Here is a 20,836-nt window from a genome sequence, read left to right as displayed (position 1 = left end):
CTGCTGGCGAACGCAGCCTGCCGGCTTCAGGGCGGCGTCAGGCCGAACGAAGCGCGGCGGTGGAAGCGCCAGCACATCAGGATGGCGGCCAGCGCAAGACCGACGGCGAGGCCCCACCAGATGCCGGGGCCGCCGAGCCCGAGCGGGAAGGCGAGGACATAGGCGACGGGGACGCCGACGACCCAATAGCTGAAGGCGGCGATCAGCATCGGGATCCGCGTGTCCTTGAGGCCCCGCAAGAGGGCCGAGCCGGTCACCTGCAGGCCGTCGGCCAGCTGGAACACCGCCCCGATCATCAGCATCGCGATGCCTTGCGCGAGCACCGGGGCACTCTGCGGGTTGGCCCGGTCGAGGTAGAGCCCGATCAGCGTGCCCGGCACCAGCCAGAACAGCAGCGCGCCGACGCCGGAGGTCATCACCGTCAGCCCCAGCGCCACATAGCCGGCGCGGCCGAGGCCCGGCCAGTCCTTGCGGCCGTAGGCGAGCCCGACCCGGACCGTCCCGGCGTTCGACAGGCCGAGCGGCACCATGAAGGCGATCGAGGCGAGCTGCAGCGCGATGCCGTGCGCGGCCAGCACTTCCGCGCCGAGCCAGCCCATCATGATGGTCGAGGCGCCGAACATGCCGGTCTCGGCGATCACCGTCAGCGAGATCGGCAGGCCGAGGCGGAACACCTCGAAGAAGGCCGGCCAGTCCGGCCGCCAGAACCGCACGAACAGCTCGTAGGGCTTCAGATGCGGGTTCAGCACGGCATAGGCGACGGTGATCGCGGCCATCGCGGTATTGGTGCCGAGCGAGGCGTAGGCGGCGCCTTGCATGCCGAGCGCCGGCGCGCCGAAATGCCCGAAGATGAAGGTATAGGCGAGGAGTCCGTTGATCAGCGCCCCCGCCACGGTGACGAGGAGGATGAGGTTGGCGCGGCCGAGAACGCTGAGATAGGAACGCAGGCCGATGATCCCGAGCGCCGGGAACATGCCCCATTGCAGGACGCGCATGAAGGCGCCGGCGCGCGCGGCGACGGCCGGGTCCTGGCCGAGCGAGACGAGGATCGCCTCGAAGTGCCAGAGCGGTGGCATCACCGCGATGGCGTAGAGGGTAATCACCCAGAGCCCCATCCGCACCGACCGCCGGACGCCCCTGATGTCGCCGCGCCCCGCGGCGTTGGCGGCGAGCGGCATCACTGCCTGGGCAAAGCCCGAGCCGAAGATCCAGACGAGGAAGAAGGCCTGCGTCGACAGCACGGCGGCCGCCAGCTGCTCGGGGCCAAGCTGGCCGATCATCACGGTGTCGGTGACGTGGATCGACATCTGCGCCAGCTGCGCGCCGATCAGCGGCAGGCCGAGCACCAGCGTCGCCTTGAGGTGCCGGCCCCAGCTGTTGTCGGGCGCCACGGCCGGCCGTTCGAACGAACGCGCGGCGTCCATGGTGTTTCCTCGGGGTCGTCAATACGGGAGAGGCACGGCGGACGAACCGGCGGGGCCCCGGCGTCTGGTTAGGCAAGTGCGGCCGGCCTGTCCACCCGTCCACAGCGGCTTGTCGCCGGTGGCGCCATGACGCAGCGCAAACGGGTGCCGGCCGGCAACAGTGCGACATAACGCTCACAAGCCAGTGTTGCCGGGGAACGGCGACGCTTCCCAGCCATTCGAGGGAGACCGTTTTGCAAGACTGGATGTCCCATGAGCCATGTTCCGTTCCAGAACCCGCCTGTCCCGTTCGACCCACGCTTCGAGCATCTCGAGTTCGACGAGGCCGAGACGGCACGTGAACTCGTGGAGACCTTGCGCGGCATCATGGAGATCACCGCCAAGGATTATGGACATGCCGTGCGCAGCGTCCATGCCAAGAGCCACGGCATCCTGCGGGGCACGCTGACCATCGCCGACGGGCTTCCGCCGGAGCTTGCGCAAGGGATTTTCGCGAAAGCGGCGACCTACCCGGTGGTGATGCGCTTCTCCACCAATCCCGGCGACATCCTCGATGATTCCATCTCGCTGCCACGTGGCATGGCGATGAAGATCGTTGGCGTTCCCGGCGAGCGCCTGCCGGAATCGCCGGGCGCCGACCAGGATTTCGTCATGGTCAACGGCCCCGCCTTCTCCGCCTCCACCGCCAAGGCCTTCCTCGGCAATCTGAAGCTTCTCGCCAAGACCACTGACACGCCACAGTTCCTGAAGAAGGCGGTGTCGGCGGCCTTGCGCGGCGCCGAGACGCTGGTCGAGGCGGCCGGCGGAAAGAGCTCGACCCTCATCGCCATGGGCGGCCATCCCAACACCCATGTGCTCGGCGATACCTTCTACACCCAGGCCCCCCTCCTCTACGGCCGCTACGTCGCGAAACTATCGCTTGCCCCGGTCAGCGCCAACCTGAGGGCCCTCACCGGCGCCAAGGTCGACGTTTCCGGCAAGCCGAACGCGCTGCGCGAGGCGGTGTCGGAGGTGTTCGCCACGCAGTCCGGCGAATGGGAGCTGCGGGTGCAGCTGATGACCGATCCGAAGACCATGCCGATCGAGGATGCCTCGGTGCCGTGGTCGGAGGAGGAGAGCCCCTTCATCACCGTCGGCCGCGTCACCGTCGGCCCGCAGGATGCCTGGAGCGATGCGGCCGAGCGCCATGTCGACAATGGCATGGCCTTCTCGCCTTGGCACGGCATCACCGAGCACCGCCCGCTCGGCTCGATCATGCGGGTACGCAAGCCGGCCTACGAGATGTCCTCCGGCTTCCGCGCCGCGCACAATGGCTGCCCGATCATGCAGCCGAAGACTGCCGAGGATATCGGCATCTAGTTCTGCTAGCCTCTGGAATGGCTCCGGCACCCGTCCCGCGGACAGAAGCGGGGCGGGGAAGCCAAGCCGATAAGGAGAACCGGCATGATCTATGATCTCTACTACTGGCCGGGCATCCAGGGCCGCGGAGAATTCGTCCGCCTGGTGCTCGAAGCCGCCGGTGCCGACTACCGCGACATGGCCCGGCTAGACATTCCCGGTGGCGGCATCGCCGGCATGATGGCGATGATGAAGGCCGGCTGGGGCGGCGCCCGCACCTTCGCCCCGCCCTTCCTCGTCCACGGCGACCTCATGCTCTCGCAGACCGCCGTCATCGCCGCCCATCTCGGCGAGACGCTGGGGCTCGCCCCCGAGGATCCGGCCGCCCGCCTGTTCGCCCGGTCGATCGCGGCGACCACGGCCGACATCGTTTCCGAGGCGCACGAGGTCCATCATCCCGTCGGTACCGGGCTCTACTACGAGGACCAGAAGCCCGAGGCCCTGCGCCGGGCCAAGGGGTTCCGGGCGGAGCGGATGCCGAAATACCTCGGCTGGTACGAGAGCCTGATCGATGCCTCCGGCTTCCTTGCCGGCCGCCAACTCAGCTATGCCGACATCGGTCTGTTCCAGCTGGTCGAAGGTCTGCGCTACGCCTTTCCTCGGCGCATGGCCGTTATCGAGGCGGACTATCCACGCGTGGTGGCGCTGGCGGCGACCGTCGCCGCGCTGCCGAACATCGCCGCCTATCTCGCCAGCGATCGTCGCCTGCCGTTCAGCGAGGACGGCATCTTCCGCCACTACCCCGAACTCGACGCGGACTGACGCCGCACGCCTTTCTACTCCCTCGGGCGCGAGCCGGTCCGCCGAATGTTTCACGTGAGACACAGCGCACGCCGGTCATTGCATCTCAGCGAAGCCTTGGTTCGCTGGGGTTTGCGGTCAGGCGCTCGATTGGGTAACGCTGCGGGAATATCGAAAGCCCGCAGCCGGAACCGCCATGCATGTCTTCCACGACGACGAGACGCCCCGCGAGCCCCCAGAGGGTCCGCGTGCCTTCGTAACGGGCTGGCCGGTCTGGCACTCGCGCTCGCCGCTCATTCACGGCGACTGGCTGCAGCGCTACGGCCTCCCCGGCTCCTATGAGCGGCTCGGCATCCCGCCCGAGGAGTTCGGCGACTTCCTCGAGGGCTTTGCCGGCAGCGGCTTCGTCGGCGGCAATGTCACGCTGCCGCACAAGGAGGCGGCGTTTGCCGCCGTCGGCCGGCGGGATGAGGCGGCCGAGGCGATCGGGGCGGTGAACACGCTCTGGTGGGAGGACGGCGTCCTCACCGGCGGCAACACCGACGCTTACGGCTTCTCCGCCAATCTCGACGAGCGCCTGCCCGGCTGGCGCGATGCGGAGACTGCCGTGGTGCTTGGCGCCGGCGGCGCGGCGCTCGCGGTGGTTTTCGCGCTGCTCTCGGCCGGCGTCGCCCGCGTCCACGTCGTCAACCGCACCGAGGCCCGCGCGTCCGCCTTGGCAGAGCGCTTCGGCGCCCGCGTCAGCGGCCATGGCGCGGAGGCGCAGCCGGCGCTGCTCGCCGGGGCCGATCTCCTCGTCAACACGATACCGACCTCGGCGACAGAGGACGGCGGGCTGCCGGACCTTTCCACCCTTCCCGACACATCGCTGGTGACCGACATCGTCTACGTCCCGCTGGCGACGCCGGTGCTGCGGGCGGCCGAAGCGCGGGGCCTGCGCCATGCCGACGGGCTCGGCATGCTGCTGCATCAGGCGGTGCCGGGCTTCGAGCGCTGGTTCGGCCAGCGCCCGACCGTCGACGCAGCGCTGAGGGCGCGGCTCGTCGCCGACATCGCGTCATGACGGGCGCTGCCGGCAGGACCGCGCGATGATCATCCTCGGCCTCACCGGCACGATCGGAATGGGCAAGTCGACGACCGCAAGCCTCTTCGCCGAGCGCGGCATCCCCGTCCATTCCGCCGACGAGACCGTCCACCGCCTCTATGCCGGCAAGGCCGCGCCCATGGTAGAAGCGCTGTTTCCGGGCGTCGTGCGCGACGGCGTCGTAGACCGCACGGCACTGTCTGCCCGGGTGCTCGGCGATCCCGCGGCCTTGCAGGCGCTGGAGGCGCTGGTGCATCCGCTGGTGCGGGCCGAGGAGCAGGCCTTTCTGGCAGAGGCCCGCAAGGCCGGCAGGAAGCTGGTGGTGCTCGACATCCCACTCCTGCTCGAGACGGGTGGAGAGAAGCGGGTAGACAAGGTGCTGGTGGTCTCAGCGCCACCGGAAGTGCAGCGCGCGCGCGTTCTCGCCCGGCCGGGGATGACGGCCGAAAAGCTCGCCTCCATCCTCGCCCGCCAAGTGCCCGACGCCGAGCAGCGGGCCCGCGCCGACTTCGTGCTCGACACCGCCGGCGGCATCGAAACGGCCCGCGTTGCCATCGCCGAACTCATCGCCAAACTCACGGCTACCGAGTAAACGTTAAGAACAAAGTAAGAACATCTGGCGAGCCTCGGGGGACAACCTCGCCGCCGAGAAGCTCTCGCTTGAACTTCGCCGGTCGATGCGCGACACCGGGACACCAACGGGATGAAGTCATGCGCGAGATCGTCTTCGATACGGAAACCACCGGCCTCGACTTCGAGGCCGACCGCGTCATCGAAATCGGCGCGATCGAACTCTGGAACCATATTCCGACCGGCCGGTCCTGGCACGCCTTCGCGCGGCCGGCGGGTCGCCGGGTCGATCCCGGCGCCTTCGACGTGCACGGCATTTCCGACGATTTCCTGAAGGACAAGCCGTTGTTCGAGGAGGTCGTCACGGAGATGACCGAGTTCTTCGGTGACAGCGTGCTGATTGCCCACAACGCCACCTTCGACATCCGCTTCCTCAATGCCGAGCTGAAGCGCATCGGCTTGCCGCCGATCGACATGGAGCGCGTCATCGACACGCTGCAGATGGCGCGGCGGAAATTCCCGATGGCACCGGCAACGCTCGACGCCCTCTGCTCGCGCTTCTCGATCGATACGTCGAAGCGCGACAAGCACGGCGCGCTGGTCGACTCCGAGCTTCTCGCCGGCGTCTACATCGAGCTCATCGGCGGCCGCCAGGCCGCGCTCGGCCTCGTCTCCTCGCACCAGGAAGAGCAGCGCGACGCCGACGGCGCCGTCCTCCGCCTCGCCCCGCGCCGCGTGCCGCTGGCGCCGCGGGTGACGCCCGAGGAGGCGCTGCGCCACCGTGCCTTCATCGAGACGCTCGGACCCGATGCCCTCTGGCTGAGCTTCCTCGAGCCCGCGACCCCGCCGGAAATCGCCGCGGCCGTCTGACGCGGCAGGCTGTCGCGGGAACATCTGCTGACCGTGCCGACTTTTGGTGTGTGCCGACTTCTGGAGGTCGGCCGATCCGGGAGGCCAACATGTCCGACAAGAAAATCCACCCCGCCGACACCGTCCCTGCCGTGGGCAGCGAGTCGGACAAGCCCGACCTTGTCTCACACTTCGTCCGGCAGACCGACGCGACCTTCGCCGGCAAGCCCGACAAGAGCCTCATCGGCCGCGATATTCCGATCGAGGAATATGACGAGGACGAGCGGGACGAGGACGGCGAACCGCTGTGAGGTGCGGTTTCGGGCGGAGTAGCTGGATGCTTGCGACGACTAGACAGCCCGGTGTAGACTGCGTGGTGGGCCGGTATAGCCATTATTCACTATACGATTTCTGAATCTGTGATGGACACCGAACGTTCGGAAGGAACTGAAGAACGTTGGAAGGCCTAACATAAACGCCAAATCCTCGTCATCCCGGGCTTGCACCGGTATCCATTCCAAATCGTCCATCACACATGGTACCGGCGACCTTCCCGCCTTGTCGCCGCAGGCTGGTTCTGCACTGGACAAACTCTATTCAGCGTAGAGGAATGGATCCCGGATCAAGTCCGGGATGACGAAATTGAGGGGCCGGCGTCACGGCAGCTCCGTCTGTCCGATGGAGGCACTTGGAAGCGTAGGCCGCCCCAAGGACGTGCATCATTGCCGAAACGGACCGAAGTCGTCCTCACCCCAAGGGCCTCACCTCGCCAATGCACGAAGGATAACACCTCCGCGCCTCTACAACGCGCCCGCTACCCCGGCTCTCACTACCCTTCGCTCTCGCTACTCCGCGCCCGCTACCCCAATCTCTCCACCGCCGCCGCGACCCCGCCCCCGCACCTACCGCCGCCGCTTCGCCGCCCGGATCGCCTCGGCCTTCGCGGCAGCCACATCCAGCGCCGCACGAAGCTGCACCAGATCCTCCGGAGCCAGAATCGCGATGGTCTCGGAGAGACGGTTGGCAAGCGCGGTTGCGTCGGCGCTGAGGCCGGCGGTCTCGACCGTGACTTTCGGGTGGGAGAGTTCCGCGAGCCGCTCGAGTTCCTCCGCATCGTCCCAGATCACGTTGAGATAGCCGATGATCCGCTGTAGCAGCTGCCAGGTCGGGCGGCCGCGGCGGCCGTGTTCGAGCGCCGAGAGATAGGCGCTGGAGACGCGCAGGGCCTTCGCCATCTCGCCTTGGGTAACGCCCTTCTCGCGCCGCAAGGCGCGGATCCGTTCGCCGAACGGCGTCACCGGCCTTGCCTCCCCGGCGCCCTGCAGGAGACGCCGTTCATCGCCGGCGGATGCGGATGTAGAAGGCGCCGTCGCCGCCATGGCTGCGGTCCGCGGGCTCGAAGCCGGCGACGAGGCTGCGGAACTCCGGCGTGTCGAACCAGTGCGGCAGCGAGCGCTTGATCACCCCGCGCGAGCCGAACGAGGCGCCGCGCCCGGTGATCACCAGAACGTGCCGCATGTGGTGGGCCTGTGCCTGGCGCAGGAAGCCCAGCAGCGCGTAATGCGCGACGATCTGCGTCTTGTCGTGCAGGTCGATGCGGTCGTCGATCTCGACCCGTCCTTTGGCGATCTTGCGCTTGACCGGCTTCTCGATCGGGAAGAGGCCCGGCAGCGCCCGCATGGGCTTCGCCTTGATCGCCGGCGCCTGGTAGGCGGGCATCAGGCTCGGCTTCGGGACGGCGATCGCGGCGGGTTTCGGTGCCGGCATCCGGACGTGTCTGGCGGAAGCGGGGCGGGGCACGGGGGGCGGCGCTGGCGCCATCACCGGCTCGGCCGGCGGCAGGTCGGGCAGATCCTTGCCGGGCATCGGCTTTGCCTGCCGGGCGACGCCGACCCACAGCCGCAGCTCGTCGTCGCTGAGGCCCCGCCGGCGCCTCATCGCTCGATCCCGGCGTGAACGGAAGCCGGCAGCAGCAGATAGAAGTCGCCGGGATGGCGCACGCGTCCCGCCGCCTGTCCTGCAACGAGGCCGGAGCCGACAAAGATGTCGGCCCGCGCCGGCCCGAGGATCGCCGAGCCGGTGTCCTGCGCGATCATCAGCCGCTGGAACGGCGCGCCGGCGAGCACCAGATCGGGCGCGTCGATGAAGAACGGCGTGCCGAAAGTGTGGAGCAGGCGGTCGACGGCGATCGAGGCCATCGGCGTCAGCGGGACCTTGGCGGCCGCGACGGGTCCAAGGCTCTCGTCGACCACCTCCGCCTCGCGGAAGAAGATGAAGGAGCGGTTGCGGTCGAGGAGACCGCGGACGCGCTCGGGATGGGCGGCCAGCCAGGCGCGGATGCCGTCCATGTCGGCCTCGGCGAGCGTCAGCGCGCCCTCCTGCACCAGGATCCGACCGATCGCCGTGAACGGGTGCCCGGTCTTGGCGGCATAGGTGACGCGCAAGCGGCGCCCGTCGGCCAGCCGCAGCCGGGCCGAGCCCTGGATGTGGACGAAGAAGGCATCGATGGGGTTGTTGAGCCAGGCGATCTCCAGCCCGCGGCCGTGGAGGAAGCCGGCCTCGATCGCCTCCCGGTCGGGATATTCGTCGAGATGCTCGTCCGGCCGGCGCCAAGCGTAGCGGAAGGACGGGTCGAGCCCCGCCGGCCGCGACACGTCGTCGACGGGAACGAGGTCGTGCGGCACGCCGTAGAGCGGCGTGGAGAAGCGGGCGTCACGCGTCAGCGCGGCGTCGAGTTCGGGCTCGTAATAGCCGGTCAGGAAACCGCGTGCGGCGGGATCATCGGCCTTGGCCGACAGGAAGGCCGGCTGAAAATGCCGTTCGAAGAAGGAGCGAGCCTCCGCCGGGCCGATCTCGGCGGCGGCGGACAGCGCGGCTTCCGCGGCCGGGCGGAAATCGTCGGCCTCGACGCCGAGCGTCCCTGTCTTGACCGCTTCGGCCATGAACCGTTCGGCCGAGCGCCTGAACGCCGAAAAGGCCGCGGCGTGGTCTGCCGCGGCCCATCCGGGCAGGTCATCGAAGCGGCGTTTCGCCAGAAGGTCGGTCAGCACGGGCACCTCGCCGTCGCAGTCTGGCTCAGGCGGCTTCTGACTGCGTCTCGACCAGCTTCCAGTTCGGATCCTTTGAGCGCGTGTCGCGGGCGAAGGTCCATACGTCCTTGACCTCGACGACGGTCTCGGGATCCCCGTCGATCACCTCGCCGGTGTTCGACGTCACCGCGGTGATCAGCTGGGAGACGATGCGCACGGTGATCAGAACCTCGCGGTCCTTGGTCTCGGCGGCGACGATCTTCGCGTCGTCGATGCCGACGAAGGTCGACTGCATCTTCTCCGACCGCGCCTCGCGCTCGGTGATCGCCGCCTCGAAGCCGGCATAGGCTTCCTGGCTGAGCAGGCTCTTCAGCGTCTTGCGGTCACCGCTGGCAAACGCGCCGACGATCATCTCGTAGGCGATCTTCACGCCATCGATGAAGCCCTTGGCGTCGAAGGTCTGGTCGGCGTCCTGGACGCGGCGGAGCTCGGCATTCGCGGGCTCGGCAGGCGGCACGATCTTGTCGATCGCCGCATAGCGGTCAACCACCACGGCCTCGGTCACGCCGGTCTCGCGCCGGTTCGGCAGCGTCACGACGTTGCCCTGTGCCTCGATGGTCTTCTCGGGCCGGGCATAGGGATCGAAGGGAGGCCGCTCATTGCCGGTACGCCGGCCCAGCACGTTGCGCAGTTGGAACAGGACGATCGCCGCCACGATGATGAAGAAGATCGTCCCGAAGGTCATCCTGTGCGCAATCCCTGTGTGTTCGCCTGGTGCGGTGGAAGAAGGTGGCAACGGATCCGCCGCCGCCGCAGACCCTGCATATAAGTGAGCCGGTCGCTCATTCAAATTGCCGTTGGCCGATCCTATCTTCTTTGTGACGTGCATTCGCGCAAATTATGCGGCGGCAATGAACGGATCGTGCCGATATAGGCGAAATTGAGTAGGATGCCGGCCTCTTCTTGTTTTTTGGCCGAGCTCCCAACCTGGAGAATTCCCCTGCGACTGCTGTTGCTCCCGCTCTCGATGCTGCTGCTGCCGATCGTCGAGATCGCCGTGTTCATCCTCGTCGGCGACCGGATCGGGCTGTTGCCGACGCTCGGCCTCGTCGTCGGCAATGCGGTGATCGGCGTGCTCCTGTTGCGGCGGCAAGGCCTGTCGACGCTCCTGCGCATCCGCCAGGAGGTTCAGGCCGGGCAGAATCCGGGGCGTGAGCTGGTGCACGGGGTGATGATCGTGCTGGCGGCGTTCCTGCTCATCGTGCCCGGCCTCGTCACCGACCTCATCGGCTATCTCCTCTTCATCCCGCCGGTGCGCGATCTCGCCTGGCGGTTCCTGAAGGGACGCGTCACCGTGATGGCGATGCCCGGCGGTACCGGCTTCCGACGGCGCCCGATGCCGTCCGATGACCTGCTCCGCCGCCCGGCGTCCGGGCCGGTCGCACCCGCCGGCGTGATCGAGCTCGACGACGACGAGTATGCCCGGCGGCCGAACCCCGACAGTCCCTGGCGCGGCGACAAGCCCACGCCATAACCGCCAGCCCGGCGTTTCGCCGGCAACGCGGGCGGCCGGGCGCGAACTTGTCTCCCCTTGCGCGAAGTGTTAGCGCTCGCGCCACCGCAGCGGGCGACCGTGCCGCGTGCCGGCGTGCCGGGGCGGGCGAGCGGGACAGATATGGGGACCATGCCGGCCGCGCAGCGGGGCATGCCCGGGATCCAAGCGGAGGCTTTCATGTCCGACATCGACCAGGCCAATCAAGGTCTGCCCAACGGCCAGGCGCCGTCGATCAACATCCTCGCCCAGTACATCAAGGACTTCTCGTTCGAGAGCCCGAACGCGCCAGCGGCCCTGCGCAACCAGGCCAAGGCGCCCGGCATCAACATCGGCGTCAACGTTACCGCCAACCCGGTCAATGCCGAGGACGGCGACTACGACGTCAAGCTCTCGCTGAACGCCAAGGCCGGCGACGACAAGGATCTCCTGTTCCACGTCGAGCTCGAATACGGCGGCGTGTTCCGGCTGCAGCACTTCCCGCAGGAGCATCTCCTGCCGGTGCTGTTCATCGAGTGCCCGCGTCTGCTCTTCCCGTTCGCGCGCCAGATCGTCGCCGACGTCACCCGCAATGCCGGCTTCCCGCCGCTGATGATCGATCCGATCGACTTCGCCGCGCTGTTCGCCCAGCGGATGTCCGAGGAACGCGCCAAGGCGCAGGTCCAGACGGTCTGATTTCCATCCTTTCGAAGACATGAAAAAGGGCGCCGAGAGGCGCCCTTTTTCATGTCGGGTCCGAAGCCGCCGTTACGGCTTCGGCAGCTTGTAGGCGATCACCGAGTCGCCGGTCTTGGTGCCGAGCGAGCCATGCCCGCCGGCGACCGCCAGCACGTACTGACTGCCGTCGCGGCCGGCATAGGTCATCGGCGTCGCCTGGCCGCCGGCCGGCAGACGGCCCTTCCAGAGTTCCTTGCCGGTCGAGACGTCGTAGGCGCGCAGGTACTGGTCGAGCGTGCCCGACAGGAAGGCGACGCCGCCGGCCGTCATCATCGGGCCGCCGAGGTTCGGCACGCCCATCTTGAACGGCAGCGGGATCGGCGAGGAGTCGCGCACCGTGCCGTTCTTGTGCTGCCAGATCACCTTGCCGGTGGTGAGGTCGGCCGCTGCGACATAGCCCCAGGGCGGCGACTGGCAAGGCAGGCCGAGCAGCGAGGTGAAGGGCGCAAGCTTGATCGCATAGGGCGCGCCGAAGTTCTCGTTGAGCGAGGGCAGCGCGCCCGCCGGCTTCTCGCCGCCGTCCTGGACGTAGAGTTCCGTCTCGTTCTGGCGCCGCACCAGCTGCGACGTGAAGGCGAGGTAGGTCGGCGTCGTGAAGGCGATCTGGCGCTGCGGGTCGACGGCGACGCCGCCCCAGTTGAACACGCCGAAATTGCCGGGATAGATCAGCGATCCCTTCAGCGAGGGCGGGGTGAAGCGGCCGTCATATTTCAGCCGCGTCAATGCCACCCGGCAGGCCAACTGGTCGAACATCGTGGCGCCCCACATGTCCTTGCCGGTGAGCGCGGGCGGGTCGAAGGACAGCGCCGATTTCGGCTGGGTGGGCGCGGTCCGGTCGCCCTTGGCCGCGCCCGTGGGCGCCGCGATTTCGGTCACCGGCAGAACCGGGGTGCCAGAGCGGCGGTCGAGCACGAAGAGCTCGCCTTGCTTGGTCGGCTGCACCAGCGCCGGCACGGTCTGGCCGTTGAGGGTGAGGTCGATGAGGCTCGGCTGCGCCGGCACGTCATAGTCCCAGAGGTCGTGGTGGACGGTCTGGAACACCCACTTCACCGTGCCGGTGGCGATGTCGAGCGCCACCACCGAGGACGAGAAGCGCTCGACTTCCGGCGAGCGGTTGCCGCCGAACTGGTCGGGCGGCTGGTTGCCCATCGGGATATAGACCATGCCGAGGCTCTCATCGACCGAGAAGATCGACCAGGAGTTCGGCGAGTTCGCGGTGTAGGTCTGGCCCTCCGGCAGCGGCGCCGTCTGGTCCGGCTTGGCGCTGTCCCAGGCCCAGACGAGATCGCCCGTGTTGACGTCATAGCCGCGGATGACGCCCGAGGCTTCCGCCGTCGAGACGTTGTCGAGGACGGTGCCGGCGACGATGATGATGTTGGCGGTCACGACCACCGGCGAGGTCGAGTAGTAGGCGCCCGGATTAACGTTGGGCATCTTCTGCCAGAGGTCGATCTGCCCATCGCCGCCGCCGAAATTGCTGCAGACGGCGCCGGTCTCCGGGTCGAGGGCGATCAGCCGGCCATCGGCCGTCGGCATGAACAGCTTGGCAGCGCAGGTGCCGGTGACGGCGGCACCGGCGGTGGCGACCGGAAGCGCCGGGTCCGCGGCATCGCCAGCAGGCGCGGCGGCAGTGGCGCCGGGGGGCGTCGCTGCGGTCGGCGCGGGTGTCGGGGCCGCCGGGGTCGCCGCAGCAGCGGGGGCTGCGGCATCCGATGAAGCGGTGGCGGCGTGGTAGGACAGGCCGCGGCAGGTCAGGTGCTGCAGCGCGAGCGCGCCCTGCACCTTCGGGTCATAGCGCCAGATCTCTTTCCCGGTGTCGGCATCGAGCGCGATGACGCTCTGGTGCGGCGTGCAGAGGAAGAGCTTGTCGCCGATCTTCAGCGGGGTGACCTCGAAGGTCGTCTCCAGCGGATCGCCTTCCTGCTTGGCGTCGCCGGTCTCGAATGTCCAGGCGGTCTCGAGGGTGCTGACGTTCTTCGGGGTGATCTGGTCAAGCGGCGAGAAGCGCTGGCCGTAGCCGGTGCGGCCATAGGCGCGCCATTCGTCGGCGGGGATGCTGGCGGCGTCGCCGGCGACGCGGCCCGTCGGGGCCGGCACGGTGCCCTCGATGCGGTGGAGGTCGGTGAACCACGACGTCACCGCCACGCCGAGCACCAGGACCAGCGAGGCGGAGAGCGCGAGGCCGCCGCCGCTGAACGCCGTCGGGCCACCCTTGATGCCGTCCATCGCCGCGCGCACGTCGGGCACATAGAGGCGGCGGGTGATCCAGGGGGTCAGCAGGAACAGGCCCATCAGGAAGATCACGTCGCCGCGCGCCGCGAGCGGCCACCAGTCGAGGCCGACCTCCCACAGCGCCCAGCCGAGCGTCCCGAAGACCAGCGCGGCGTAAACCCAGAGCGCTGCCTCGCGTCGCGCCAGCAGCAGGCCGGCGGTGGCGAAGAAGAGCACGGCCGCGGCGAGATAGTACCAGGAGTCGCCGGCGCTGATCAGCCAGACGCCGCCGATGGCCGAGGCGACACCGAAGAGGACGAGGAGGATCGTGGCGATCCAGAGGGCGGGAGAGCGGCCGGTGGGCATGTTGACCTCGTCACTTCACAGGCTTGGATGGACGGACCCTCGCATGGCTCGTCCCTGAACGGAACTGCGGCATTGCCACAGCGCTGGCGAAAGCAGGGCGGCGCAGCGTTTTTCGCTCTCGTGATCCCCGCGCGGGCAAGTGAGCCTGTAGCTGGCTTCGTCAAGGCGTGCGGTGCCAGAAACCAACGGCGTTGCGGGACCTCTCGGCACGGTACCCGGTAACCAGCGATACGCCGCCGCGCGGAATACCTCGCTGGCTGACAACCTGCTTGCACCCCGGCAGCCTTGCCGGTATAGGCAATCGGGATACCCTGCCTCAGGGGCGCTGGCCGAATCAGTTCCGCCACCACCCTTTCCGTTGCCGCACGTGTTCAGTCGCTGGCATCGGCTCTCCCCATCCCGCCTTCCCGATACCGTCTTCCCCCGTCTTACCATTGACGCAAGTGCAGTCCCCCCACCGATCGCCCGATCACATCAGCGGGACGGAGCCGTAAAACCATATGTTGGAAATGAAGCTTCAGGACCTGAAGAACAAGAAAGCCCCCGAGCTCATCGCTTTTGCCGAGGAGAACGCGGTCGAGAACGCGCCTGTCCTGCGCAAGCAGGAGCTGCTGTTCGCGATCCTGAAGAATCTTGCGGCCCAGGGCGTCGAGATCATCGGCGAGGGCGTCGTCGAGGTGCTGCAGGACGGTTTCGGCTTCCTGCGCTCGCCCGATGCCAACTACCTGCCGGGCCCCGACGACATCTACATCTCGCCTTCGCAGCTCCGCCGCTTCTCCTTGAAGACCGGCGACACCGTCGAGGGACCGATCCGCTCGCCGAAGGACGGCGAGCGCTATTTCGCGCTTCTGAAGGTCAACACGATTAACTTCGACGACCCGGAGCGGATCAAGCACAAGAGCCATTTCGACAATCTGACGCCGCTCTACCCGAACGAGCGCTTCAAGATGGAGCTCGACAATCCGACCTCGAAGGATCTGTCGGCCCGTGTCATCGATCTCGTCGCCCCGCTCGGAAAGGGCCAGCGCGCGCTGATCGTCGCGCCGCCCCGCACCGGCAAGACGGTGCTGCTGCAGAACATCGCGCACTCCATCACCGCCAACCATCCGGAGTGCTACCTCATCGTGCTGCTCATTGACGAGCGGCCGGAGGAAGTGACGGACATGCAGCGCTCGGTGCGCGGCGAAGTGGTCTCCTCGACCTTCGACGAGCCGGCGGTCCGCCACGTGCAGGTCGCCGAAATGGTCATCGAGAAGGCCAAGCGCCTCGTCGAGCACGGCCGTGACGTCGTCATCCTGCTGGACTCCATCACCCGCCTCGGCCGCGCCTACAACACTGTCGTGCCGTCCTCCGGCAAGGTGCTGACCGGCGGTGTCGACGCCAACGCCCTGCAGCGCCCGAAGCGCTTCTTCGGTGCCGCCCGTAACATCGAGGAAGGCGGCTCGCTGACGATCATCGCCACCGCGCTGATCGATACCGGCAGCCGCATGGATGAAGTCATCTTCGAAGAGTTCAAGGGCACGGGTAACTCCGAAATCGTCCTCGACCGCAAGGTGGCGGACAAGCGGATCTACCCGGCGATGGACATCCTCAAGTCCGGCACGCGCAAGGAGGACCTCCTCGTCCCGCGCGCCGACCTGCAGAAGATCTTCGTCCTGCGCCGGATCCTCGCGCCCATGGGCACGACCGATGCGGTCGAGTTCCTGAACGACAAGCTGAAGCAGACCAAGATGAACTCGGACTTCTTCGACTCCATGAACACCTGATCGGTCTCACCGATCGATTCGGCAGCGGTCCGATCCGAAAGGGTCGGGCCGTTTGCGTTTTGGGTGAAGGTACTGACGGGAAGCGGACGCCATGATGACCGATGCCATGATCGCCGACGACACCATCATCGCCCTCTCATCCGGTGCCCTCCCCGCTGGCATCGCCGTCATCCGCATCAGCGGCACCGCCAGCCGCACCGTGTTGGAACGCCTCGCCGGCGGCGTCCCGCCGATCCGCCAGGCCAGCCTGCGCCGCATCCGGGATGCACGGGGCGACACGATCGACCATGCGCTGGTCCTTTTCTTCGAGGGCCCCGCGACCGTCACCGGCGAGGATCTCGCCGAACTCCATCTGCACGGCGGCCGTGCCGTCGTCGCCGCTTGTCTCGACGCCGCCCTCGCCCTCCCCGATGTCCGGCTGGCGCAGGCTGGCGAGTTCACCCGCCGCGCCTTCGAGAACGGTCGCATCGATCTGACCGAGGCCGAGGGACTTGCCGACCTCCTCTCCGCGGAAACCGAGGCGCAGCGCATCCAGGCGGTGGCACAGTCCGGCGGGGCACTGCGGGCCCTTTATGAGGGATGGATGAAGCGCCTCGTCCACGCGCGCGCCATGCTCGAAGCCTCGTTCGACTTCGCCGACGAGGGCGACGTGACGGAGGACGTCGCCGATAGCGTCCGACCGGCTCTGCAGGCGCTCGCTTCTGAAATGCGGACCCACTTGGCCGGCGCCGGACGCGGTGAGATCCTGCGGCATGGCTTCAAGGTGGCGATCATCGGCCCGCCGAATGCCGGAAAATCGAGCCTCCTGAACGCCCTCGCCGACCGCGACGCGGCCATCGTCTCGCCCATTGCCGGAACGACGCGCGACGTCATCGAGGTCGCCCTGGACCTCGGCGGGGTGAAGGTGCGCCTGTTCGACACGGCCGGTCTCCGGGATACCGCCGACGCTGTCGAGGCGATCGGCATTGATCGCGCTCTGGCAACGGCTGAGGATGCCGACCTTATCCTCGATCTCCGGTCTTGTGAGACTGGGATTCACGTGAAACATCCGGAGACGTCGCCGCTGGCTGCTCAGTTAGAGCGGTCGATTCGGACCCGTACCGGGAACGCCGCACCGCCGACCTGGTTCATCAGAACGAAAATCGACCTGAAGCCTGAACGATTCGGATCCGATACAATAACGCCCAACGGCCTCGGTGACGAAACACCGGCGTTTACGCTGTCCGCGCATACCCGTACCGGACTGAGAGCACTTGTTGAAGCCATCGCCGTCGCCGCGACAGCGGCTGCCGGCGACCCTTCGGCGCTGGTCCCGGCTCGGACCCGCCACCGCGATATCGTGTCGGACGCCTTGCGTCTCCTCGACCAGACCATCGCGGCCAGCCAGCCTCCCGAGTTCGCCGCCGACGACCTGCGCGAGATCACCGACCGCCTCGGCGCCCTAACTGGCCGGGTCGGCGTTGAAGACCTCCTCGACGTCATCTTCTCGGCCTTCTGCATCGGCAAGTGATTCACGTGAAACAGGCGCGGCTACCCTCGCTCCGAGCGCCGCGCAGACGACATTTCTGGACTGACGCACTCCGCCTCGCGCATTGACAGGCCGGCGGGCTTTGGGCTTAACCAGACGATGCACAGCAGATCCCCCACAGCATTCGACGTCGTCGTCATCGGCGGCGGCCATGCCGGTTGCGAGGCGGCCGGCGCCGCCGCGCGGCTCGGCGCGCGCACCGCCCTTCTCACCCACAGCTTCGACACCATCGGCGCGATGAGCTGCAACCCGGCGATCGGCGGCATCGGCAAGGGGCATCTCGTGCGCGAGATCGATGCGCTGGGCGGCTTGATGGGCGAGGCGGCGGACGCGGCCGGCATCCAGTTCCGGCTGCTCAACCGCAGCAAGGGCCCCGCGGTGCGCGGCCCCCGCACCCAGGCCGACCGCAAGCTCTACCGCGCCGCCATGCAGGCGATGATCCGGGCAACCGCCAATCTCGAAGTCGTCGAGGGTGACGCATTTGATCTGAGCTTTGCCGAGGACGGCAGCGTTGCCGGCGTGATCCTCAGTGATGGGCGGACGCTGTCCTGCGGGTCCGCGGTGCTGACCACCGGCACCTTCCTCTCGGGCCTCATCCATATCGGTCTCAAGAAGATCCCGGCCGGTCGCATGGGCGAGGATCCCTCCCTCGGCCTCTCCGGCACGCTGCGCCGTCTCAGGCTGCGGCTCGGCCGCCTGAAGACTGGAACCCCCGCGCGGCTCGACGGGCGCACGATCGAATGGTCCGGGCTCGACAGCCAGGCGGCGGATGATGTGCCGACACCCTTCTCCTATCTCACCACGTACATCGCCAACCGCCAGATCGCTTGCGGCATCACGCGCACCACGCCCGAGACCCACCGCATTATCCGCGAGAACCTCGGCCGCTCCGCGCTCTATTCCGGTGAGATCGAGGGCGTCGGCCCACGCTATTGTCCCTCGATCGAGGACAAGATCGTCAAGTTCGGCGAACGCGACGGCCACCAGATCTTCCTGGAGCCCGAAGGTCTCGACGACGACACCGTCTACCCCAACGGCCTATCGACCTCCTTGCCCGAAGATGTCCAGCAGGCGTTCCTCCGGTCGATCCCCGGCCTCGAACGGGTGGAGATCCTCAAGCCCGGCTATGCCATCGAGTACGACCACGTGGACCCGCGGGAGTTGCATCCGACCCTTGAGGTCAGGGCTACCCGCGGCCTGTTCCTGGCGGGCCAGATCAACGGCACGACCGGCTACGAGGAGGCGGCCGCGCAAGGTCTCTGGGCGGGGCTCAACGCCGCACGTCGCGCCGGTGGATTCGGCTGCGTGACGATCAGCCGGTCCGATGCCTATATCGGCGTGATGCTAGATGATTTGACGAGAACTGGGATCACCGAACCCTACCGGATGTTTACCTCTCGCGCCGAGTTCCGGCTGTCGCTCCGTGCCGACAATGCCGACCGCCGGTTGACCCCCCTCGGCCTAGACTTAGGCCTGATCGGGCCGCGCCGCGAAGCCGTGTTCCGAGCCAGCGAAGCGAAGCTCCAGGCGGCAAAGGCCTTGCTGGAAGCATCGACGATCACGCCGAGCGAAGCCACAAAGCGCGGGCTGCATCTCAACCGGGACGGGAGGTCGCGCTCCGCCTTCCAGCTGTTGTCGCAACCCGAGATCGGGTTCGAACGCCTTGCCGTAATCTGGCCAGAAATAGCTTCGATTGAGCTGTCGATTCGGGAGCGTATCGAAATCGAAGCGGCCTACGACGTCTATCTCGATCGCCAGCGCCGTGACCAGGCCCGGCTGCGCCGCGACGAAGGCGTGGCGATCCCCGATGGCTTCGACGTCTCGGCGCTTCCGGGCCTTTCATCGGAACTGAAGCACAAGTTTGCAGCCCGCAAGCCGGCGACGCTCGCTGATGCCGAGCGCATAGACGGGATGACGCCGGCGGCGCTGGCGCTGATCCTTGTCCACCTTCGCAAGCAGCAAAGGCTTTCCCATGCGGCGTAGCGACGAGGAAGAAGCCCCGCGCCGCATCGCCGTGCCCCGGACCAAGCGGGCACAGGCCCTACCGGCGGCGGAAGAGATCGCGGCGGGACGAGCGGCGTTGCTGGACCAACGTCATGTTTCACGTGAAACACTCGAGGGTATAGATCGTTACGTCGCGCTCCTGTTGGAGTGGCAAGTCAAGACCAACCTCGTTGCGCCTTCCACGCTTGGCGAGATCTGGCACCGGCACGTCGCCGATTCCCTCCAACTGGTCGATGTTGCCCCCAAGCCAAGACGTTGGGTTGATCTCGGCTCGGGTGCCGGCTTTCCTGGCATCATTCTCGGCATCGCCCAGCGCGGCGAAGCGGGTGCGCATGTCGATCTCGTCGAGAGCAACGCCAAGAAGGCTGCGTTCCTGCGCGCGGTCATCCGCGAAACCGGCATCTCCGCGACCGTCCATGCACAGCGGATCGAGGACAGCGGCGCAGTACTGGCCCAGGCGGACGCTATTAGCGCTCGCGCCCTCGCCTCACTCGACGTGCTGCTCGGCTTTGTCAGTGGTCGGGTACGACCTGAAATCCCCTGCTATTTCGCCAAGGGCCGGCGTCATGATGAAGAAATCGTTGACGCATCGGCCGAATGGCGATTCACAGTGCTAAAGCACTCTTCGACGGTCGACGCAGAATCGGTGATCCTGGAAATCGGGGATATCGCGCCGCGTTGAACCGGAAGTGCCGACCCAGAGCGAATGTTTCACGTGAAACATCGCGGGCTGAGGGAGCGAGCCGATGGATGCCAGGGCACCAAGACGCATGCGGGTCATCACCATTGCCAACCAGAAGGGTGGCGTGGGCAAGACGACGACCGCGATCAACCTTGCGACCGCACTCGCGGCCGTGGGCAAGCAGACGCTGCTGATCGATCTCGACCCGCAAGGCAATGCGTCGACAGGGCTCGGCGTCGACAAGGAGGACCGAGAGGTCTCATCCTACGACGTGCTGGTGGAGTCCGCCTCGATCAGCGAGGCGGCGATGGCGACCGCCGTGCCGAACTTGTCGCTGGTCCCATCGACGCTCGATCTTCTCGGGCTCGAAATGGAGATCGCCAGCGCACCTGGCCGCGCCTACAGGTTGCGCGACGCGCTGCATTTCCATGTCATGGAAGTCCCGCAGTTCGACTTCGTGCTGATCGACTGCCCGCCTTCGCTGAACCTTCTGACGGTCAATGCCATGGCCGCAGCAGACTCGATCCTCGTCCCGCTGCAGTGCGAGTTCTTTGCGCTGGAGGGGCTTAGCCAATTGCTGCAGACGGTCGAGCAGGTGCGGGACACGCTGAACCCGGCGCTCGACCTGCACGGCATCGTCCTCACCATGTATGACGGCCGTAACAACCTGGCCGCGCAGGTGGTCAATGACGTCCGTTCCTATATGGGCAAGCACGTCTACGACACGGTGATCCCGCGCAATGTGCGGGTCTCCGAGGCGCCGTCCTTCGGCAAGCCTGCGATTCTCTACGATATGAAATGTCCGGGCAGCCAGGCCTATATCCGGTTGGCCTCGGAAGTGATCCAGCGCGAACGCCGGCTGGAGGTCGCATGACGTCTTGCCGCACTGAGACAGGCCGGTCGGCGCCCGGCGCC

Annotated in this window: 19 protein-coding genes; 13 read left to right on the top strand and 6 right to left on the bottom strand. The window is 67.3% G+C overall.

Translation table 11 applies throughout. From position 1 onward, the window contains the following. Nucleotides 1–26: 26 nt before the first annotated feature. Nucleotides 27–1,424 carry an MATE family efflux transporter gene (locus ACZLZQ_RS23420; protein ID WP_472951640.1) on the bottom strand — a complete coding sequence of 466 codons (1,398 nt, stop codon included), beginning with the start codon at nucleotides 1,422–1,424 and terminating at the stop codon, nucleotides 27–29. A 252-nt stretch (nucleotides 1,425–1,676) separates the two neighbouring features. Here ACZLZQ_RS23420 and ACZLZQ_RS23415 point away from each other — a divergent pair, with 252 nt between their 5' ends. The 6 genes from ACZLZQ_RS23415 (at nucleotide 1,677) to ACZLZQ_RS23390 (ending at nucleotide 6,377) form a co-directional block, all read left to right on the top strand. Then, entirely contained in the window at nucleotides 1,677–2,783 is a 1,107-nt protein-coding gene (locus tag ACZLZQ_RS23415) for a catalase family protein (RefSeq protein ID WP_472951639.1), read from the top strand. Between the two features lie 84 nt (nucleotides 2,784–2,867). Further along, complete coding sequence (locus tag ACZLZQ_RS23410) at nucleotides 2,868–3,584, top strand: glutathione S-transferase (protein ID WP_472951637.1); 717 nt, start codon at nucleotides 2,868–2,870, stop codon at nucleotides 3,582–3,584. A gap of 175 nt (nucleotides 3,585–3,759) precedes the next feature. Next, nucleotides 3,760–4,626: a shikimate dehydrogenase gene (locus tag ACZLZQ_RS23405; protein ID WP_472951636.1), complete on the top strand. Its 867-nt coding sequence runs from the start codon at nucleotides 3,760–3,762 to the stop codon at nucleotides 4,624–4,626. Between the two features lie 25 nt (nucleotides 4,627–4,651). Beyond that, nucleotides 4,652–5,239, top strand: a complete 588-nt coding sequence (gene coaE / locus ACZLZQ_RS23400) for a dephospho-CoA kinase (RefSeq protein WP_472951635.1) — start codon at nucleotides 4,652–4,654, stop codon at nucleotides 5,237–5,239. Nucleotides 5,240–5,358: 119 nt separating this feature from the next. Further along, entirely contained in the window at nucleotides 5,359–6,087 is a 729-nt protein-coding gene (gene dnaQ / locus ACZLZQ_RS23395) for a DNA polymerase III subunit epsilon (protein WP_472951633.1), read from the top strand. Between the two features lie 89 nt (nucleotides 6,088–6,176). Then, entirely contained in the window at nucleotides 6,177–6,377 is a 201-nt protein-coding gene (locus ACZLZQ_RS23390; RefSeq protein ID WP_472951632.1) for a hypothetical protein, read from the top strand. Nucleotides 6,378–6,968: 591 nt separating this feature from the next. Here ACZLZQ_RS23390 and ACZLZQ_RS23385 read toward each other — a convergent pair. The 4 genes from ACZLZQ_RS23385 to ACZLZQ_RS23370 are packed head-to-tail and all read right to left on the bottom strand — an operon-like array spanning nucleotide 6,969 to nucleotide 9,840. After that, a complete protein-coding gene (locus ACZLZQ_RS23385) occupies nucleotides 6,969–7,364 on the bottom strand; it encodes a helix-turn-helix domain-containing protein (protein ID WP_472951629.1) in 396 nt (131 codons plus the stop codon). A gap of 37 nt (nucleotides 7,365–7,401) precedes the next feature. Further along, complete coding sequence (locus ACZLZQ_RS23380; RefSeq protein ID WP_472951627.1) at nucleotides 7,402–8,004, bottom strand: Smr/MutS family protein; 603 nt, start codon at nucleotides 8,002–8,004, stop codon at nucleotides 7,402–7,404. Continuing rightward, nucleotides 8,001–9,113, bottom strand: coding sequence for a murein transglycosylase A (gene mltA / locus ACZLZQ_RS23375; protein ID WP_472951670.1), 1,113 nt, complete (start codon nucleotides 9,111–9,113; stop codon nucleotides 8,001–8,003). Before mltA ends, ACZLZQ_RS23380 begins: the two co-directional genes overlap by 4 nt. A 28-nt stretch (nucleotides 9,114–9,141) precedes the next feature. Next, entirely contained in the window at nucleotides 9,142–9,840 is a 699-nt protein-coding gene (locus ACZLZQ_RS23370; RefSeq protein ID WP_472951624.1) for a Tim44/TimA family putative adaptor protein, read from the bottom strand. 267 nt (nucleotides 9,841–10,107) lie between these two features. Here ACZLZQ_RS23370 and ACZLZQ_RS23365 point away from each other — a divergent pair, with 267 nt between their 5' ends. Continuing rightward, nucleotides 10,108–10,629, top strand: a complete 522-nt coding sequence (locus tag ACZLZQ_RS23365; protein WP_472936384.1) for an FxsA family protein — start codon at nucleotides 10,108–10,110, stop codon at nucleotides 10,627–10,629. Nucleotides 10,630–10,827: 198 nt separating this feature from the next. Continuing rightward, the gene (secB, locus tag ACZLZQ_RS23360; protein WP_472951622.1) at nucleotides 10,828–11,322 is read left to right on the top strand and encodes a protein-export chaperone SecB; all 495 of its coding nucleotides are present in this window, start codon (nucleotides 10,828–10,830) and stop codon (nucleotides 11,320–11,322) included. A gap of 72 nt (nucleotides 11,323–11,394) precedes the next feature. On the opposite strand, the gene ACZLZQ_RS23355 is transcribed toward secB, so the two are convergent. Further along, complete coding sequence (locus tag ACZLZQ_RS23355) at nucleotides 11,395–13,941, bottom strand: glucose/quinate/shikimate family membrane-bound PQQ-dependent dehydrogenase (protein WP_472951619.1); 2,547 nt, start codon at nucleotides 13,939–13,941, stop codon at nucleotides 11,395–11,397. 500 nt (nucleotides 13,942–14,441) lie between these two features. Between ACZLZQ_RS23355 and rho the strand changes: the two genes are divergently transcribed. From rho to ACZLZQ_RS23330, 5 genes are all read left to right on the top strand, one after another. After that, entirely contained in the window at nucleotides 14,442–15,707 is a 1,266-nt protein-coding gene (gene rho, locus ACZLZQ_RS23350; protein WP_472936381.1) for a transcription termination factor Rho, read from the top strand. Nucleotides 15,708–15,798: 91 nt separating this feature from the next. Beyond that, entirely contained in the window at nucleotides 15,799–17,217 is a 1,419-nt protein-coding gene (gene mnmE / locus ACZLZQ_RS23345) for a tRNA uridine-5-carboxymethylaminomethyl(34) synthesis GTPase MnmE (RefSeq protein WP_472951617.1), read from the top strand. Between the two features lie 117 nt (nucleotides 17,218–17,334). Beyond that, nucleotides 17,335–19,218: a tRNA uridine-5-carboxymethylaminomethyl(34) synthesis enzyme MnmG gene (gene mnmG / locus ACZLZQ_RS23340; protein WP_472951615.1), complete on the top strand. Its 1,884-nt coding sequence runs from the start codon at nucleotides 17,335–17,337 to the stop codon at nucleotides 19,216–19,218. Further along, entirely contained in the window at nucleotides 19,208–19,921 is a 714-nt protein-coding gene (gene rsmG / locus ACZLZQ_RS23335; protein ID WP_472951613.1) for a 16S rRNA (guanine(527)-N(7))-methyltransferase RsmG, read from the top strand. Before mnmG ends, rsmG begins: the two co-directional genes overlap by 11 nt. Before the next feature lie 64 nt (nucleotides 19,922–19,985). After that, a complete protein-coding gene (locus ACZLZQ_RS23330; RefSeq protein WP_472936377.1) occupies nucleotides 19,986–20,795 on the top strand; it encodes a ParA family protein in 810 nt (269 codons plus the stop codon). Nucleotides 20,796–20,836 lie beyond the last annotated feature (41 nt).

This window comes from Mesocryomonas lacus (assembly GCF_055730105.2).
Note: the sequence above shows the minus strand (reverse complement) of the source record. Positions and strands in the feature narration are given on the sequence as shown.

Excerpts from the sequence above, each read along its gene's own strand:
- rho (WP_472936381.1), top strand. The coding sequence starts at position 14,442 with ATGTTGGAAATGAAGCTTCAGGACCTGAAGAACAAGAAAGCCCCCGAG.
- ACZLZQ_RS23355 (WP_472951619.1), bottom strand. The coding sequence starts at position 13,941 with ATGCCCACCGGCCGCTCTCCCGCCCTCTGGATCGCCACGATCCTCCTC.
- ACZLZQ_RS23405 (WP_472951636.1), top strand. The coding sequence starts at position 3,760 with ATGCATGTCTTCCACGACGACGAGACGCCCCGCGAGCCCCCAGAGGGT.
- dnaQ (WP_472951633.1), top strand. The coding sequence starts at position 5,359 with ATGCGCGAGATCGTCTTCGATACGGAAACCACCGGCCTCGACTTCGAG.
- secB (WP_472951622.1), top strand. The coding sequence starts at position 10,828 with ATGTCCGACATCGACCAGGCCAATCAAGGTCTGCCCAACGGCCAGGCG.
- coaE (WP_472951635.1), top strand. The coding sequence starts at position 4,652 with ATGATCATCCTCGGCCTCACCGGCACGATCGGAATGGGCAAGTCGACG.
- rsmG (WP_472951613.1), top strand. The coding sequence starts at position 19,208 with ATGCGGCGTAGCGACGAGGAAGAAGCCCCGCGCCGCATCGCCGTGCCC.
- mnmE (WP_472951617.1), top strand. The coding sequence starts at position 15,799 with ATGATGACCGATGCCATGATCGCCGACGACACCATCATCGCCCTCTCA.
- mnmG (WP_472951615.1), top strand. The coding sequence starts at position 17,335 with ATGCACAGCAGATCCCCCACAGCATTCGACGTCGTCGTCATCGGCGGC.
- ACZLZQ_RS23415 (WP_472951639.1), top strand. The coding sequence starts at position 1,677 with ATGAGCCATGTTCCGTTCCAGAACCCGCCTGTCCCGTTCGACCCACGC.
- ACZLZQ_RS23380 (WP_472951627.1), bottom strand. The coding sequence starts at position 8,004 with ATGAGGCGCCGGCGGGGCCTCAGCGACGACGAGCTGCGGCTGTGGGTC.
- ACZLZQ_RS23370 (WP_472951624.1), bottom strand. The coding sequence starts at position 9,840 with ATGACCTTCGGGACGATCTTCTTCATCATCGTGGCGGCGATCGTCCTG.
- ACZLZQ_RS23410 (WP_472951637.1), top strand. The coding sequence starts at position 2,868 with ATGATCTATGATCTCTACTACTGGCCGGGCATCCAGGGCCGCGGAGAA.
- ACZLZQ_RS23390 (WP_472951632.1), top strand. The coding sequence starts at position 6,177 with ATGTCCGACAAGAAAATCCACCCCGCCGACACCGTCCCTGCCGTGGGC.
- ACZLZQ_RS23330 (WP_472936377.1), top strand. The coding sequence starts at position 19,986 with ATGGATGCCAGGGCACCAAGACGCATGCGGGTCATCACCATTGCCAAC.
- ACZLZQ_RS23420 (WP_472951640.1), bottom strand. The coding sequence starts at position 1,424 with ATGGACGCCGCGCGTTCGTTCGAACGGCCGGCCGTGGCGCCCGACAAC.